11 protein-coding genes are annotated in these 17,153 nt (G+C 71.7%); 9 read left to right on the top strand and 2 right to left on the bottom strand.

Going from position 1 to position 17,153, the window contains the following annotated elements; all coding sequences use genetic code 11:
• From OG302_RS38420 to OG302_RS38450, 7 genes are all read left to right on the top strand, one after another.
• Positions 1 to 6,507, top strand: a complete 6,507-nt coding sequence (locus OG302_RS38420) for an amino acid adenylation domain-containing protein (RefSeq protein WP_371749371.1) — start codon at positions 1 to 3, stop codon at positions 6,505 to 6,507.
• The gene (locus OG302_RS38425) at positions 6,504 to 6,731 is read left to right on the top strand and encodes an MbtH family protein (RefSeq protein WP_371749372.1); all 228 of its coding nucleotides are present in this window, start codon (positions 6,504 to 6,506) and stop codon (positions 6,729 to 6,731) included. The genes OG302_RS38420 and OG302_RS38425 overlap by 4 nt, the downstream gene beginning before the upstream one ends.
• Positions 6,732 to 8,018 (top strand): cation:proton antiporter, encoded by a 1,287-nt coding sequence (locus OG302_RS38430; protein ID WP_371749373.1) that lies wholly within the window; start codon positions 6,732 to 6,734, stop codon positions 8,016 to 8,018.
• A 116-nt stretch (positions 8,019 to 8,134) separates the two neighbouring features.
• Positions 8,135 to 9,646, top strand: coding sequence for a tryptophan 7-halogenase (locus OG302_RS38435; RefSeq protein WP_371749374.1), 1,512 nt, complete (start codon positions 8,135 to 8,137; stop codon positions 9,644 to 9,646).
• Positions 9,647 to 9,710: 64 nt separating this feature from the next.
• Positions 9,711 to 10,883, top strand: coding sequence for a cytochrome P450 (locus tag OG302_RS38440; protein ID WP_371749375.1), 1,173 nt, complete (start codon positions 9,711 to 9,713; stop codon positions 10,881 to 10,883).
• A gap of 7 nt (positions 10,884 to 10,890) precedes the next feature.
• On the top strand, positions 10,891 to 12,108 hold the full coding sequence (locus OG302_RS38445; protein WP_371749376.1) for a cytochrome P450: 1,218 nt from the start codon (positions 10,891 to 10,893) through the stop codon (positions 12,106 to 12,108).
• An 11-nt stretch (positions 12,109 to 12,119) separates the two neighbouring features.
• On the top strand, positions 12,120 to 12,443 hold the full coding sequence (locus OG302_RS38450) for a ferredoxin (protein WP_371749377.1): 324 nt from the start codon (positions 12,120 to 12,122) through the stop codon (positions 12,441 to 12,443).
• Here the strand turns inward: OG302_RS38450 and OG302_RS38455 are convergent.
• Positions 12,437 to 13,537 (bottom strand): alpha-hydroxy acid oxidase, encoded by a 1,101-nt coding sequence (locus OG302_RS38455; RefSeq protein ID WP_371749378.1) that lies wholly within the window; start codon positions 13,535 to 13,537, stop codon positions 12,437 to 12,439. The genes OG302_RS38450 and OG302_RS38455 overlap by 7 nt on opposite strands.
• Positions 13,524 to 14,630, bottom strand: a complete 1,107-nt coding sequence (gene hppD, locus OG302_RS38460) for a 4-hydroxyphenylpyruvate dioxygenase (RefSeq protein WP_371749379.1) — start codon at positions 14,628 to 14,630, stop codon at positions 13,524 to 13,526. The genes OG302_RS38455 and hppD overlap by 14 nt, the downstream gene beginning before the upstream one ends.
• 183 nt (positions 14,631 to 14,813) lie before the next feature.
• Between hppD and OG302_RS38465 the strand changes: the two genes are divergently transcribed.
• Positions 14,814 to 16,145 carry a PLP-dependent aminotransferase family protein gene (locus OG302_RS38465; protein ID WP_371749380.1) on the top strand — a complete coding sequence of 444 codons (1,332 nt, stop codon included), beginning with the start codon at positions 14,814 to 14,816 and terminating at the stop codon, positions 16,143 to 16,145.
• Complete coding sequence (locus OG302_RS38470) at positions 16,142 to 17,044, top strand: prephenate dehydrogenase (protein WP_371749381.1); 903 nt, start codon at positions 16,142 to 16,144, stop codon at positions 17,042 to 17,044. Before OG302_RS38465 ends, OG302_RS38470 begins: the two co-directional genes overlap by 4 nt.
• The last annotated feature ends 109 nt before the right edge of the window (positions 17,045 to 17,153 follow it).

Consider the following 17,153-nt stretch of genomic DNA (forward strand, 5'->3'; position numbering starts at 1 on the left):
ATGACCCGATCACCGGTCGAGGACGTGTGGCCGCTGTCGCCGCTCCAGGAAGGACTGCTCTTCCACGCCGCCTTCGACGACCAGGGCCCGGACGTGTACACCGTGCAGTCCGCACTCGACATCGACGGTCCCGTGGACGCGGGCCGGTTGCGGGCATCGTGGGAGGCGCTCCTGGCCCGGCACGCCGCACTGCGCGCCTGCTTCCGGCAGGTGAGCGGCGCGCAGATGGTGCAGGTCATCGCGCGGGACGTGGCGCTGCCCTGGCGTACGGAGGACGTGTCGGACCTCGGCGGGTCCGCACAGGGGGCCGCGCTGGAACGCCTCGCGGAGAGCGAGCGGGCCCAGGCCTTCGATCTGGCGGCGCCACCGCTGCTGCGCCTCCTCCTGATCCGGGTCGGCGAGCGCAGGCACCGTCTGGTCATCACCAGCCACCACATCCTGATGGACGGCTGGTCGGCGCCGATCCTCATCGGTGAACTCTCCGAGATCTACGCGGCGGGCGGCGACGCCTCCCGGCTCGGCCGTACGACCTCCTACGGCGAGTATCTGAAGTGGCTCGGCCGCCAGGACACGGCAGCCGCGCAGGACGCCTGGCAGGCGGCACTCGCGGGCACCGACGAACCGACGCTGGTGGCACCAGCCGTCCCCGACCGGCTCCCGGTCTTTCCCGAGAACGTGGGCGAAGACCTCCCCGAGAAGGCCACGCGGGGTGTGACGGAGCTGGCCCGCGCCAACGGACTGACGGTCAACACCGTGGTGCAGGGCGCGTGGGCGCTGGTCCTCGCGCGGCTGGCCGGGCGCACGGACGTCGTGTTCGGCGCGACGGTGGCGGGCCGCCCTCCCGAGCTGCCGGGCGTGGAAACGATGGTGGGACTGCTCATCAACACGCTGCCCGTGCGCGTGCAACTGCACGGTGAGCAACCGGTGGTGGAGATGTTCCACGACCTCCAGGAACAGCAGTCTGCTCTGATGCCCCATCAGCACCTGGGCCTCCCGCAGATCCAGAGGGCGGCGGGCCCGGGAGCAGGCTTCGACACGCTCCTGGTGTTCGAGAGCTTCCCGCAGCCTCCGGCCGCCGCCGCGTCGCCGGACAGCGACAGTCTGTCGCTCAGGCCGGCGGGGTTCACCCGCGAGGCCGCGCACTACCCGCTGACACTGGTCGTCGGCCCCGCCGAACGCCTGCACCTGAAGCTCGAGTACCGCCCGGACCTGTTCGACCGACGTGTCGCCGCGGCGGCGCTCGCCTCGCTGGTGCGGATCCTTGAACAAGTGGTCGCAGATCCAACGGTGGTCGTGGGACGCGTCGGGGCGATGGCCTCCGCCGAGCGCGGTGCGGTGCTTCGGTCCCCGCACGCGGTGGTGCCGGAGCTGATCGCCGGGCGTGTGGTCTCGTCGCCGCGTGCGGTGGCCGTCCAGGGCGAACGAGCACTCTCGTACGGGGAGTTGTGGGCGGAGTCCGGCCGCTGGGCCCAGTACTTGTCGGGCATGGGGGTGCGGCGCGGAGACCGCGTCGCGGTGGTGATCGAGCGGTCGCCGGACCTGCTGACCCTTCTCCTGGGAATCTGGCGGACGGGCGCCGCCTATGTGCCGGTGGACGCGGGCTGGCCGAGGGACCGGGTGGCGTTCGTCCTGGAGGACGCGGCTCCGGTGCGCGTGGTGTGCACCCGGGAGAGCCGGCACGTGGTGCCGGAGCGGGCCGCGGCGCGATCGGTGGCCCTGGACGACCCTCAGGTGCGGGCGACGCCGGCGGAGTGCGGAACCGACCAGCCGATGGTCCAGGTGGCCGCGCAGGACGTGGCGTACGTGATGTACACGTCGGGCTCGACAGGTGAGCCGAAGGGCGTGGAGGTGCCGCACGGGAGCGTGGCGGCGCTGGTGGGGGAGCGCGGCTGGTCCGTGAGCACGGACGACGCGGTCCTCATGCACGCCCCGCACGCCTTCGACGCGTCGCTCTTCGAGATCTGGGTCCCGCTGGTCGCGGCCGGCCGCGTGGTGGTCGCCGATCCCGGCGTGGTGGATGCCCAGCAGGTGCGCGAGCACGTGAAGGGCGGCGTCACGGCGCTGCATCTGACCGCGGGGTCGTTCCGGGTGCTCGCGGAGGAGTGGCCCGACTGCTTCGCGGGACTGCGCGAGGTGCTGACCGGCGGGGACGTCGTCCCGGCCGCATCGGTGGCCCGGGTGCGCGAGGTCTGCCCGGACGTCACCGTCCGCCACATGTACGGGCCGACGGAGACGACCTTGTGCGCGACCTGGCACGTGCTGAGTCCGGGCGACGCGATGGGCTCCGTACTCCCCATCGGGAGCGCGCTGCCCCACCGTCGTACCTTCGTCCTTGACGCGTTCCTCCGGCCCCTGCCGCCGGGCGTGACCGGCGAACTCTACGTGGCGGGCGCCGGGTTGGCGCACGGCTACCGGAACGGCCGGGGCCTGACCGCCGAACGGTTCGTGGCCTGCCCGTACCTGCCCGGCGAGCGGATGTACCGCACCGGCGACCTGGTGCGCGAGACCGAGGGCGGGGAGCTGCTCTTCGTCGGGCGCGCGGACGAGCAGGTGAAGATCCGTGGCTTCCGGGTGGAGCTCGGTGAGGTGGAGGCGGCCCTGGCAGCCCACCCCGCCGTGGCCCAGGCCGTGGTCGTCGCCCGTGAGGACGGTCCGGGCGAACGCCGCCTCGTCGGTTACGTCGTACCCGAGGGGACGGAGACCATCGACCCTCAACTCGTCCGCGCCCACGCGGCCGAGATCCTGCCCGACTACATGGTCCCGGCCGCCGTGCTGGCCCTGGGCGCCCTGCCCGTGACCCGCAACGGCAAGGTCGACCGCAAGGCCCTGCCCGCCCCCGACTTCGCCGAGCGCGTGTCGGGCCGCAAGCCCCGGACCGCGGTCGAGGAAACCCTGTGCCGGCTGTTCGCCGAGGTGCTCGACCTGGAGCGGGTGGGACCCGACGACAGCTTCTTCGACCTGGGCGGCGACTCGGGGCTCGCGATGCGCCTCGCGGGAAGGATCCGGGAGGAGTTCGACGCGGAGCTCGGCATCCGGCAGTTCTTCGGCTCGCCGACACCGGTGGGGGTCGCCCGGCTGCTCGCCACCAAGGCACGGCCCGTGCTGCAACCGGTCGAGAACCGCGACGAAGTCCCGGTCAGCGCAGGGCAGTTCCGCACGTGGCTGATGTCCCGGCTCGACGACGAGGCGGGAACCGACCGCATCCCGGTGGCGCTGCGGCTCAGCGGCGAGCTGGACCAGGAGGCACTGTGGGCGGCCCTCGGCGATGTCGCCGCGCGCCACGAGATCCTGCGCACCACCTTCGAGGGAGCGCGCGGTGGCGCCATGCGGCAGCGCGTCCTGGACGTCGCTGTGTCCCGCCCGGCGCCGGCCGTGGTGCGGGCGACCGAGGCGGAGCTGCCGGAGCTGTTGGCCGCCCGCGCCGGGCACGCGTTCGACCTCGGCCAGGAGACGCCGTGGACACAGACGCTCCTGCGTCTTTCGGAATCCGATCATGTGCTGCTCCTGGTGGTGCACCGGATCGCCGCCGACGAGGCGTCGCTCGACGTCCTGGTCCGTGACCTGGCCACCGCCTACGGCGCGCGCCGCGAGGGCCGCGTACCGGAACGGGCCCCGCTGCCGCTCCAGTTCGCCGACTACGCGCTCTGGGAGCGGCAACTCCTCCAGGGCGAGCAGGAACCCGAGAGCCTGGTCAACGATCAACTCGCCTACTGGAAGGACACGTTGGCGGGCATCGATGCCGAGATCGAGCTGCCCGCCGACCGACCGCGGCCCGCCGTCGCCTCGCACCGGGCGGGCACCGTCCCGCTGCGCCTCGACGCCGAGGCGCACGGACGCCTCGCCGACCTGGCCGAGGATGACGGGACGACGACGTTCATGGTGGTGCAGGCGGCCCTCGTGATGCTGCTCGCCCGGCTCGGCGCGGGCACCGACGTCACCATCGGTACGCGGGTCCCGCGCCGCGACGAATCCGGCCTCGAAACACTGGTGGGCCCCTTCGCCGGGGCGCTCGCCCTGCGCGCCGACGCGTCCGGCGACCCCACGTTCCGCGAACTGCTCGGCCGGGTGCTGACGGGCAATCAAGAGGCGCTCGAACACCGCGACGTGCCCTTCGAGCGCCTCGTGGACGCCCTGGAGCTGCCGCCCTCGCTCGCACGCCACCCGGTGTTCCAGGTGCTCCTCGAAGTCGACGACAGCGTCGCCGAGCCGTGGGACCCCTGGGAGCTGCCCGGTCTGCGCACCGCCCGCCTGGAGGTGGGCGCGGAATCCACCGAGCTCGACCTGTCCTTCAGCCTCACGGAACGGTACGAGCCGGACGGCGATCTCGGCGGCATCGACGGCCAACTCCGTTACGCCACCGAGCTGTTCGATGATTCAACCGCGCAGGCACTCGCGCGGCGGTTCATCCGCGTCCTTGAGCAGGTGACCGCCGATCCCGAGCGGAGCCTGAGCACGGTCGACGTCCTGCTCGACGCCGACGAGGCCCGCCGCCTCGTGGCGAGCGAGCACGACACCGCGGCCGGGCTTCCGGCACGCACCGTGGTGGAGATGCTGGCCGAGCAGACGGCACGTACGCCCCACGCGGTCGCCGTCACGGATCCTCAGGGCTCCCTGACGTACGAGGCGTTGGACGCCGCCGCGGGGCGGCTCGCCCGGCGGCTGACCGAGCGGGGGGCGGGCCCGGAGCGCGTCGTCGCCGTGGCGCAGCCCACCGGCAACGCCCTGGCCGTCGCGCTGCTCGGCGTACTGAAGGCCGGGGCGGCCGTCTCCTTCGCCGAGGATCCCGCGAGCACTTCGGCCGGGGGCGCTCCCGCGGCCGGCGGGATCCTGGTCTGCGACGAGGCGTCCGCCGCGGCGATGCCCGCCGACGCCACCACACGGATCGTGGTCCTCGACGAACCGGCGCGGCACGAGACCGACGGGCTGCCGGAGGAGACCCTTTCTGCCCGGCCCGCCCTTCCGGGGCACGCGGCTCTCGTCATCGAGGGCGCCGTCATGGAACACCGCACGCTCGCCTCCCACACGACGTACCGCATGCATGCCTCCCCGGCGTTGGGAGCGACACCGCTGCTGGATGCGAGGGCCCCGTTCGCGGCGCTCGTGACGCCACTGCTCGCGGCACTCTGCGCGGGAGGGAGCGTGCGGTTCGGCACACCCGGTCAGGACTTCGCGGCGGAGGAGCCCGGGATCCTGGTGGTCACCACCCCCGAGTTGCTCGAAGGCGCCCCCGAGGCCCTGGTCGTCGACCTGACGGGCGAGCCGCGGACCGTGGACCAGTTGCGGGAGCGGCGGGAGCGGCACCCCTCCGCGCCATTGGTGTGCGGCTACGGAGTGCCCGAGACGGGCGGGGTCTGGCTGGAGGACCGGACCGGCCCCGGGACGACCGGAGTGTGGGAGCCCCGCACCGGCAGCCCGGTCCTGAACACCCGCGCCCTCGTGCTCGACGAACGCCTGCGTCCGGTGCCGCCGGGTGTCGCGGGCGACCTGTACCTGGCGGGCGCCCTGTTGGCCCGCGGCTACGCGGACGGCCCGGGACGCTCGGGCGAACGGTTCGTCGCGTGCCCCTTCGGCGCCGCGGGCGAGCGCATGTTCCGTACCGGCGAACGGGCGAAGCGGACGAACGCGGGCCGCATCGCCGTACAGCCCGAAGAGCAGGCGTGGAAGCGGGACACCGGCGCGGGGCGGCGCCTCGGCAGGAGCCGCGGCGACCTGGGCGTCCTGCTGCCCCTGCGGCCGATAGGCAGCCGCCCTCCGCTGTTCTGCCTGCACACCGGCATGGGCCTGAGCTGGACCTACGCCGCTCTTCTGCCGCACCTTCCGCAGGACCAGCCGGTGTACGGCATACAGGCGCGGGGGATTGCCGGGCCCGATCAACTGCCGGGCAGCGTCGAGGAGATGGCGGCCGACTACGCGGACGAGATCCGCACCGTCCAACCCGTCGGCCCCTACCACCTCCTGGGCTGGTCCATCGGCGGGACCATCGCCCAGGCCGTCGCCGCCCGCCTGGAGGAACTGGGCGAAGAAGTGGCGCTCCTGGCGCTGCTGGACGCCTATCCCGGCAGCGGGGCCGCCAAGTCGCGGTTCCGCGGTGAGGAGGGACAGGAGTCGGAGGGCTATGGAGTGCTGCGGCAGGGAGAGGGCGGCGACGTGGCCTCCCTCTACCGGTCGTCGGGCATGAGCGAGCAGGCTCTCTCCAATCTGGAGAGGGTCGTCCGCAACATGTCGGGGTTCGCGCCGGACCACACGCCTCGCCCCTCCCGCGGCGACCTGCTGCTCTTCGTGGCGGCTGCCGACCGGACCGAGGACCGGACCGTGGCGGACGCCGTCGCGAGCTGGCGCCCCTACGTCGAGGGCGACATCGAATCGCACGAAGTACCCGTCGGCCATTACGACATGCTCAAACCAGAAGCCCTGTCGCGCGTCACGCGCGTCGTCGCCCAGAAACTCGGCGCGACGAATCCCGGCCGGCGCACATCGACCCAGCAACCGAAAAGGACTGAACGATGACCAATCCGTTCGACAACGAAGACGGCACCTTCCTGGTTCTCGTCAACGACGAGGGACAGCACTCCTTGTGGCCCGCCTTCGCCGAGATCCCCGAAGGGTGGACCTCCGCGCACGGCGAGGGCACCCGGCAGGAATGCCTCGCCTACATCGAGGAGAACTGGACGGACATGCGGCCCAAGAGCCTCGTCGCGGACATGAGCAGGCACGGGACGGCGGCGTCGTAGGTGGACACCGAATCACTGGTGACCGTGGCGATCGGCGACGTGGCCGTCATCGTCATCGTCTCCCGTCTCCTCGGAGCGCTGGCCCGCCGCTGCGGCCAGCCGGTGGTCATCGGCCAGATCGTCGCCGGTATCGCCCTGGGCCCGACGCTGCTCGGCCGCCTGCCCGGGGACCCGACCTCGAAGCTCTTCCCGCCGGAAGTGCTGCCGTTCCTGACGGTGCTCTCACAGATCGCCATCGTGATCTTCATGTTCGTGGTGGGGTACGAGATGGACTGGCGGCAGCTTCGCCAGGGAGGCAGAGCGGCGGCCACCGTGGCGCTGTGCGCGTTCCTGGTGCCCGCCGGACTGGGCGCGGGCGCGGTCGGGGTGTTCCACGGGGCGTTCGACGCGGTCCAGCCGGGGCACGCGGACGGCAGGGCGTTCTGGCTGTTCATGGCCGTGGCGGTGTCCGTCACCGCACTTCCCGTGCTCGCGGCCATCGTCCGTGAGCGGGGGCTCGCGGGCACCCCCGAGGGCACGGTGGCCACCACGGCCGCCGGGCTCATGGACGTCGTGGCGTGGCTGGTCCTGGCCGCCGCGCTCGCCGGCACCGGGCACGCCACCGGCCGGTCGTGGCAGCTGACGCTGCTCCTGATCGCCCTGTTCGTGGCCGCCTTGTTCCTGGCGGTGCGGCCGGTGCTCGGGTGGTGGCTCCGGCGCTCCAGGGCGCTGCATGCCCACCAGCTCACGATCGCGCTCGGCCTCGCCCTGGGCAGCGCCTGGGTGACCGCGGAGCTCGGCCTGCACCCCGTGTTCGGCGGGCTCCTGGCCGGGCTCACGATGCCCCGCAGGGACGGTGTGCCGGACGCGGACGTGCTGCGGCCGATGGAACAGACTTCCGACCTGCTGCTCCCGCTGTTCTTCGTGACGACGGGGCTGTCCTTCAACATCGGATCGCTGGACGGGAACGGCGGCCTCCTGCTGCTCCTGATCCTCGCCGTGGGGGTCATCGGCAAGCTCGGACCGGCGTACGCGGCGGCACGGATCAGCGGCATGGACTCCTACCGGTCGGCGACCGTGGCCACACTGGTGAACACCCGCGGCCTCACGGAACTGATCGTCCTGAACGTCGCGTTGAACGCGGGCATCATAGGCCCGCCGCTTTTCACCGTCCTCGTGCTCATGGCATTGATCACCACCTTTATGACGGGGCCTTTGTTGTCCCTGACAGGGCGCAGACACAAGCGGGAAACGCGGAACACTCCGAAAAAGAACGCCGTCCACGCGCTGACGGATGGACGGCCTTGACGCCCGGGCAGGGCGATTTCAGACTCAATTGAGCGTCAGTACCAATGGGAAAATGGGGCTCCTCGGTCGGGTGCCGTGCAATTCGGTATCCCGTCCGGGAGAAAAGGGGAGGAGGGATGACCTTGCCGGATTCCGAGGAATTCGACGTGGTGGTGGTCGGCGGAGGGCCCGCCGGGTCGACACTGGCCGCACTGGTGGCCATGCAGGGGCGGCGCGTGCTGGTCCTGGAGAAGGAGTTCTTCCCGCGCCACCAGATCGGTGAGTCGCTGCTGCCGTCCACCGTGCACGGCGTGTGCAGGCTGACCGGTGTCGCGGACGAACTGGCCAAGGCGGGTTTCCCGCGCAAGCGCGGCGGCACCTTCAGGTGGGGGGCCAACCCGGACCCCTGGACCTTCTCCTTCTCCGTCTCCCCGCGCATGAGCGGGCCGACGTCGTTCGCCTACCAGGTGGAGCGGTCCAAGTTCGACGACATCCTGCTCAAGCACGCCCGCAAGGTGGGCGCCGAGGTCCGCGAAGGCTGCGCCGTGCTCGACGTCATCGCCGACGACGAGCGGGTCAGGGGCGTCACGTACACCGACGCCGACGGCAACGAACGCCGGGCGCTCGCCACGTTTGTCGTGGACGCGTCCGGCAACAAGAGCCGCGTCTACCAGCGCGTGGGCGGCAAGCGCGAGTACTCGGAGTTCTTCCGCAGCCTCGCCCTGTTCGGCTACTTCGAGGGCGGCAAGCGGCTCCCGGAGCCCAACTCCGGCAACATCCTGTCGGTCGCGTTCCCGAGCGGCTGGTTCTGGTACATCCCCCTCAGCGACACCCTGACGAGCGTCGGCGCCGTGGTGCGGCGCGAGATGGCCGAGAAGATCCAGGGCGACCAGGAGAAGGCGCTCATGGCACTCGTCGACGAGTGCCCCCTGATCGGCGAGTACCTCGCGGACGCCACACGGGTCACCACCGGCCAGTACGGACAACTGCGCGTCCGCAAGGACTACTCGTACCACCAGACGACCTTCTCCCGCCCCGGCCTCGTCCTCATCGGCGACGCCGCCTGCTTCGTCGACCCGGTGTTCTCCTCGGGCGTCCACCTGGCGACGTACAGCGCACTGCTCGCGGCCCGCTCCATCAACAGCGTGCTGTCCGAGCGCGTCGAAGAGGAACCGGCGTTGAAGGAGTTCGAGGCCCGCTACCGGCGCGAGTACGGCGTGTTCTACGAATTCCTCCTGTCCTTCTACGACATGCACCACGACGAGGACTCGTACTTCTGGCAGGCCAAGAAGGTCACCAAAACCGCCCGGCCCGAACTCCAGTCGTTCGTCGAGCTCATCGGCGGTGTCTCCTCCGGTGAGCGCGTCCTGACCGAGGCCGAGATCCTCGCCAAGCGCTTCTCCTCGGACTCCGAGGAGTTCGCCGCCGCGGTCGACGAACTCGCCGGCAGCCAGGACGGAAGCATGGTGCCGCTGTTCAAGTCGTCGGTGGTGCGCGAGGTCATGCAGGAGGGCGGCCAGGTCCAGATGCGCGCCCTGCTGGGGGAGGACGCCGAAGCGGAGGCCCCGCTGTTCAGCGGCGGTCTGGTGCCGTCTCCCGACGGCATGTTCTGGCAGCTGCCCGTGGCCGCCCAGAGCCCACCCGAATAGAAGCCGAGCAGCAGAAGCCGAGCACAAGCAGCCGAGCAGAAGCCGAGCAGAAGGAGGTCCGCGCATGGCGCGGCCGTCAGACCTCTCCATGCACAACCGCAGGGACCGCCTCGACCCGCTTCCCGAGTTGAGCGAACTCAGCGCGCGGGCACCTCTGTCCGAGGTCGAACTCGTCGACGGGGCGAGCTCGTCGACGGGCTGGCTCGTCACGGGCCAGGACGAGGTGCGCGCGGTCCTGGGCGACGCGGAGCGGTTCAGCACGGCCCCGCCCGCGGGCGGCAACAGGCCGGTCCAGGCGGGCAACCTCATCCAGTACGACCCGCCCGACCACTCCCGGCTCCGGCTGCTGCTCACCCCGGAGTTCACCGTGCGCCGCATGCGCGGCCTGGAGCCCGCCGTCGAATCCGTCGTGGCGGACTGCCTGGACTCCATGGAGAAGGCCGGGCAGCCCGCCGACTTCATGCGGCACGTCGCCTGGCCCGTGCCCGGCCTCGTCATGTGCGAGCTGTTCGGCGTGGAGCGCGACGACCGCGCGGAGCTGGCGCGGCTGCTCAAGGTCAGCCGCCCCGCCTTCCGCGGCCGGCAGTTGCAGATGACCGCGGGCGCCGCGTATCTCGCGTATGTCGGCCAACTCGTGGCCCGCAACCGGCGCGCGCCCGGCGACGACCTGCTCGGCAGGCTGGTGCGTGCGCACGGCGACGACATCGACGACGACGAACTCGTCGGACTCACCGCGTTCGTCATGGGCTCGGGCGTCGAGAACATGGCCAGCATGCTGGGCCTCGGTATCCTGGCGCTGCTCGAAAACCCCGATCAGCTGGGTCTGTTGAGGCAGTGCCCGCACCTGATCGACCAGGCGGTGGAGGAGTTCATCCGCTACCTGTCGATCATCCCGACCGCATCGCCGCGGACCGCGCGCGAGGACGTACCCCTGGCGGGCAAGGTGATCAAGGCCGGGGACCAGGTGGCCTGTTCGCTGTTCGCGGCCAACCGTGTCCGGCCGCCCGGCACCCCGCCGGACGTCCTCGACATCACCCGTGAGGCCACCGCTCACGTGGGGCTCGGCCACGGCATCCACTACTGCATCGGGGCCTCCCTGGTGCGGATGGAACTCAAGAGCGCCTATCTGGCGGTGCTGCGCCGCTTTCCCGAGCTGCGCTCCGCCACGCCGCCGGAGGAGATCCGCTTCCGGACGCAGGCGCCGTACGGCGTGGAGACACTGCCCGTCACCTGGTAGGGGAGCGATGACATCGACGACCGAGCCCGGACTCGTCCACACCCGCCGCGAACGCTTCGGCCCGGCCGAGGAACTGCGCCGGCTGTCCGAGGGGCGTCCCGTCACCCGGATCGACGTGGGCCCCGGCACCGACGGGGTGCCCGTCTGGCTCGTCACGGGCCACGCCGAGGTGCGCCAAGTCCTCGGCGACCACCGGCGGTTCTCCACCCGGCGCCGCTTCGGACCGGCCTCGGCGCGGTCCTCGTCGGGACAGGGTGAACAGCCTCGGCCCGACGAGCTCATCGGGCAGCTCATGGACTACGACCCGCCCGAGCACACCCGGCTCCGGCAGATCCTCACGCCCGAGTTCACCCTGCGCCGGATGCGCAGGATCGAGCCGGGCGTCACCGGCATCGTCACCGAGCACCTCGACGCCATGGAGCGCACGGGCCCGCCCGCCGAACTGGTCGCGGCCTTCGCCTCCCCCGTCCCCGGCGCGGCCCTGTGCGAGCTGATCGGCGTGGAGCGCGACGACCGCGCCGACTTCCTGCGCCGCTGCCACGCCTTCCTCGCCCCCGGCCGGGGGCGCCAGCGGCGGGCGGCGGCCGGGGAACTGCTCTCGCGGTACGTCGCCGCGATGGTGGCCCGGCAGCGCAGGGATCCCGACGAGGGCTTCCTGGGCATGCTGATCCGCGACCACGGCGATGAGGTCACCGACAAGGAACTGCGGGGCGTCTGCGTCCTGTTGGTGCTCGCAGGCCTCGACAACATCTCGGGCATGCTCGGCCTCGGCACCCTGCTGCTGCTCGGCCACCCCGACCAGCTGGCCGCGGTCCGCGACGACCCCGGAGCGGTGGACCGTGCCGTCGAGGAGCTGCTGCGCCACCTGTCGGTGCCGCACGCGCCGACGCCACGGACCGCCCTGGAGGACGTCACCGTCGGCGGGCAGCTCATCAGCGCGGGGGAGCACGTCCTGTGCTCGCTGCCGATGGCCAACCGTGACCCCGTGCTGGTCGCCGAACCCGACCGTTTCGACATCACACGCGAGCCGGGGGCGCATGTCGCCTTCGGTCACGGCATTCACCACTGCCTGGGCGCGGCACTGGCCCGGATGGAACTGCGGATCGCCTATCCGGCGCTGCTGCGGCGCTTCCCCGGCCTGCGTCTCGCCGTGCCCGAGTACGAGGTGCCGTTCCGCGTGCACGCGCTCGCCCACGGGGTGGAGCGGCTGCCGGTGACCTGGTGAAGAGCCGTCCGGTGCAAGAGAACGCGGAAGGTAACGCGGAGGAGGAGCAGATGGACGTACGGGTGGACCGCCACCGATGCGCGGGTTCCGGGCTCTGCATGGCCCAGGTCCCCGCGGTCTTCGACCAGTCGGACGAGGACGGCAAGGTTCTGCTGAACGTGCCGGCCCCCGGACCCGAGGTGGCGGGGGCCGTGCGCAGGGCAGCCGCACGCTGCCCGTCCGGCGCGATCACGTTCCACGAGAGCGAGCACGGGCCCGAGCACGAATCCGAGGACGAATCCGAGCCCGGACCCGAGCACGATCGCGAACGCGCACACGACACAGCCGGTCACTGAGGCAGTCGCACCGTACGCAGCTCCCTGGCCGCCGCGACACCGGCGCAGCCCGCGAGCCCCAGCGCGTCGCGGAGCTCGGCGGCCAGCAGATCGAGGACCTGCAGGACGCCGGACTCACCGGCCGCGGCGAGCCCCCACACCGGAGGCCGCCCCACCAGGACCCCGTCCGCCCCCGACGCAAGCGCCTTGAGCACGTCCGTGCCGCCGCGCACGCCGCCGTCCACCATGACCTCGCATGCGCCGCCGACGGCATCGACGACCTCGGGAAGGGCGTCGATGCCGGGCAGCGCGCCGTCGAGCTGACGGCCGCCGTGGTTCGACACCACGACGGCGTCCACGCCGAGGCCCACGGCCCGCACCGCGTCCTCGGGGGCCAGGATGCCCTTCACGATCAGCGGGAGGCGGGTGGCCGCCCGCAGTTCCTCCACGCAGGACCACGTCACCGCGGGCGAGAACGCCTCGGCGGTGTGGGCGGCCACGGCCGAGCCTTCCGTGCCGGAGCGGTGCGCCGCCGAGGGCGCACCGCCGTCGAGATGCGCCGCCCGTACATGGCCGGGCAGCGCGAAGCCGTTGCGAACGTCCCGCAGCCGGCGGCCCATCCAGGGCACGTCGACGGTGAGCATCAGCGCCTCGCAGCCCGCGTCCTCGGCCCGGCGCGCCAGATCCAGGGACCGCTGCCGCTCACGGAGCCAGTAGAGCTGGAACCACACCGCGCCGCCGACCGCCGTGACCTCCTCGACGGGGACACTGCTCAAGGTGGCCACGGTGAACGGCACACCTGCCGTCTTCGCCGCCCGAGCGGTGGCCAACTCCCCCTCGGGATCAACCAGTCGGTGGTACGCGACCGGGGCGACCGCCACCGGCATCCGCACCGGGCGGTTCAGCAGCGTCGCGTCGGTGGTGCATCCCGAGACGTCCCTGAGCACCCGGGAGGCGACGAAGATGCGGTCGAACGCCTCCCGGTTCGCGTCGAGGGACCGCTCACGGCCGCTGCCACCCGCGATGAAGTCCCACACCTCGGGTGCCAGGGCCGCGGCCGCGGCGCGCTCGACGTCGCTCAGATCGCGCGCGGCCGCGGGATCACCGCGCCACACGCTGCCCGGTCCGTTCCAGCTCCACGGCCTCGTACAGCGCCTTGATGTTGGAACTGCCGAAGGTCTGCGCGCCCTGCCGCTCGATGACCTCGAAGAAGATCGTGCCCCGCGGGTGCGCCGACGCGGTGAAGATCTGGAAGAGCTGACCGTCGTGGTCCTCGTCGACGAGCAGGTTCGTCGCGCGCAGTTCGTTCAGGGTGTGGGACTTGAGCCCGATCCTTTCGGAGAGCAGGTCGTAGTACGTCGACGGTGTCTGGAGGAATGCGACACCGCGCGCGGACAGCGCGCGCACCGACCGGACGGCGTCCTTGCTGGAGAAAGCCAGATGCTGCACGCCCGCGCCGTGGTGGCTCTTGAGGAATTCGTCGATCTGACCGGGCTGCGCCAGCGGATCGGGCTCTATGAGCGTCAGCGTCACCGCTCCGGCCCCCGCGCTCTGCACGACCTTGGAGTCCATCGCCTGGGCGCCGACGACGATGTGCTCCTTGAAGACCTCACGGAATCCGAGGGCCTGTTGATAGAAGCGGGCCGTCGATTCGAGGTCGCCGGCGTTCAGGCACACCGCTATGTGGTCGATGTCGAGGAGCCCCGCCTCGCTGGTGCGCGCCTCGCGGGAGCCGAGCGCCGGAACGAAGCCGGGCGGGAGTCCGGGGCCTTCGCCCCCTGTCCGCTCGACCAGCGTGTGCACCACGTCGCCGAAGCCGGCGACGGCCGCGGTGACGGCGGGGCCATCGCCCACGTGCCGCGTCGGCTGCCGCACGGGACGCGCGCCGCCCGCCACCGCGGCGGCGAAGGCCGCGGACACGTCGGCGGTGCGCAGGGCGATGTCGGCCACGCCGTTGCCGTGCGTGGTCACGTACGTGGTGGCGGGATGCCGTCCCGCGGTCGCCTCGGTGAGCACCAGGGTCATCCGTCCCTGGCGCAGGGCGATGCTGCGGTGCTCGCCGGATCCGCCGGTGCCGACGACCGTGAAGGCGTACTTGTCGACCCAGGCGAAAACCGCCGCCTCCAGGCCGTCGACGTACATCTCGACATAGTCGATCGCGAGATCCGTGAGGTCACTGTTGGGGGCCGTTGCGGGTAAATCCGTCATCGGAGTCCTCGTGGGAAGAAGAATGTGGATTCCTGGCTCGCGACGCGCCGGTCGCGGAATGCCGGAACAGCATTAGGCGCGAGGCGGGAATTCTCTTTGCGGACCCGATGGTACGACCGCCTTCGCGGTTCTCGCACCTGTCAAGCCATTGCTGTGGATCTGTTGTCAGGAGACGCTGAAGTGATGGAAATCCTGCAAACCGAAATCGCCGTCGCGGAGTTGAACGCGGCCACGCTGCACGCGTCGCTCGCCGATGTGTCGATGGAGTCCATGAACCTCCTCAACCAGATCGCCGACACCTATCCGGACGCGGTCTCGTTCGCGGCCGGGCGCCCCTATGAGGGCTTCTACGACGTGACCCAGATCCACGAACACCTCCGGGTCTTCTGCGACCATCTGCGCACCCGGCTCGGCCTGAGCGAGGCGGAGACCGCACGCATGCTGTTCCAGTACGGCGCGACGAAGGGGATCATCGGCGACCTCGTGGCGCGCGGTCTCGCCGTGGACGAGGGCATCGACGCCGACCCCTCGTCCGTGGTCGTCACGGTCGGCTGCCAGGAGGCGATGTTCCTGCTGCTGCGCGCGCTGCGCGCCGACGACCGCGATGCCGTGCTCGCCCCCAGCCCCACCTATGTCGGCCTGACGGGGGCCGCGTTGCTCGCCGACATGCCCGTGCTGCCGGTGCGCACCGGTGCGCACGGCATCGACCTCGACGACCTGCTGGTCCAGCTGCACCGGGCCCGCGCCGCCGGACAGCGGGTCCGCGCCTGTTACGTGACGCCCGACTTCGCCAATCCGGTGGGCGTCAGTCTGCCGCTCGCCGACCGGCAGCGGCTCCTGGACATCGCCGCCGCCGAGGACCTGCTGCTCCTGGAGGACAACGCGTACGGAATCCTGAGCGGCGCCGCCGACCGGCCGCCCACGCTGAAGGCGCTCGACCGGCACCAACGCGTCGTCTACTTGGGCTCGTTCGCCAAGACCGTCATGCCGGGCGCCCGCGTCGGCTACGTGGTCGCCGACCAGCGGGTGACCGGCCGCGGCGGTGGTGACGTACTGCTCGCCGATGAGCTGTCGAAGCTCAAGAGCATGCTCACCGTGAACACCTCGCCGATCGCCCAGGCGGTGATCGGCGGCAAACTCCTCGCCCACGACTGCAGCCTCGTTGCCGCCAACCAGCAGGAGACGGACGTCTACCGGCGCAATCTGCGACAGGTCCTCGACGGCCTCGACCGGCGGCTCGGGAGCCGCCCCGACGTCACCTGGAACGTGCCGACGGGAGGCTTCTTCATCGTGCTCACCGTGCCGTTCACCGTCGACGACTCCCTCCTGGAGTACGCGGCGCGCCGCCACGGCGTGCTGTTCACGCCCATGCACCACTTCTACGGCGCGACGGCCGGGTTCCGCCAACTCCGGCTCGCGATCAGCACGTTGACGTACGAGCGGATCGAGCAGGGCCTCGACGGGCTCGCCGCGCTGATCCGTGAGCGCCTGGACGGGGATGGTGAGGTCGCGTGACGATCCGCACCATGGCCGTCGTCGGCACCGGCCTGATCGGCACCTCGGTGGCCCTCGCGGCCCGTCTGCGCGGCGTGAGCGTGTACCTCTCCGACCGTGACGAGTCCGCTCTCCACGCCGCCGCGGTGCTCGGCGCCGGACGGCCCGAGCCCCCGCAGGGCCCCGTGGACCTGGCCGTCCTCGCGGTGCCGCCCAGCCAGATCGCCCCCGTCCTGGCCGAACTCCAGTCGCGTGGGCTCGCGTTGAGCTACACCGACGTGGCGAGCGTCAAGGCTCTCGCCGAGCGGGAGATCCTGGACACCGCCCCCGAGCCGTCCCGCTACATCGGCGGCCACCCGTTGGCGGGCCGCGAGCGGTCGGGTCCTCTCGCCGCCCGCGCGGAGCTGTTCCGGGACCGTCCCTGGGTGCTCACCCCGACCCGCCTCACCTCCCGGGCCGCCTTCGGCCGCGCCCTGGAACTGATCGCGCTGTGCGGAGCGGTGCCCCGCGTGATGCGGGCCCGCGCCCACGACGACGCGGTGGCGCTGACCTCCCACGCACCCCACTTGGTGGCCAGCCTGATGGCGGCCCGCCTGGGTGATGGGCCCCCGGAGGCCGCACATCTCGCGGGGCAGGGGCTGCGCGACACGACCCGGATCGCCCGCGGTGACTCCCGGCTGTGGAGCGACATCGTCGAGTCCAATGCGGCGGCGGTCGCCGACATCCTCACCCGGCTCCAGGAGGATCTCTCCAGCGTCGTCGCCGCCCTGTACGACCTCGCCGACCGGGAGCGGGGGCGGGAACTGTCGGGCAAGAGCAGGCACACCCTGGTGGACCTCCTCGACCGCGGTGCCGCCGGGGTGGGGGAACTGGACGAGCCTCGACCGCCTGGACAGCCCGCCCCTTGCCCTCCGCGGTGAAGTTCCCGTCTTCGCAGGCGAGTTGGGGTGCCTTCCGCGCGGGCGGGCCGACAGCCGGGTGAGTCTGTACGGACGGCGCCGCTTGTATCCGCCGTGTGACCGGTCCCCG

The sequence above is a fragment of the Streptomyces sp. NBC_01283 genome (assembly GCF_041435335.1).
GTDB lineage: Bacteria > Actinomycetota > Actinomycetes > Streptomycetales > Streptomycetaceae > Streptomyces.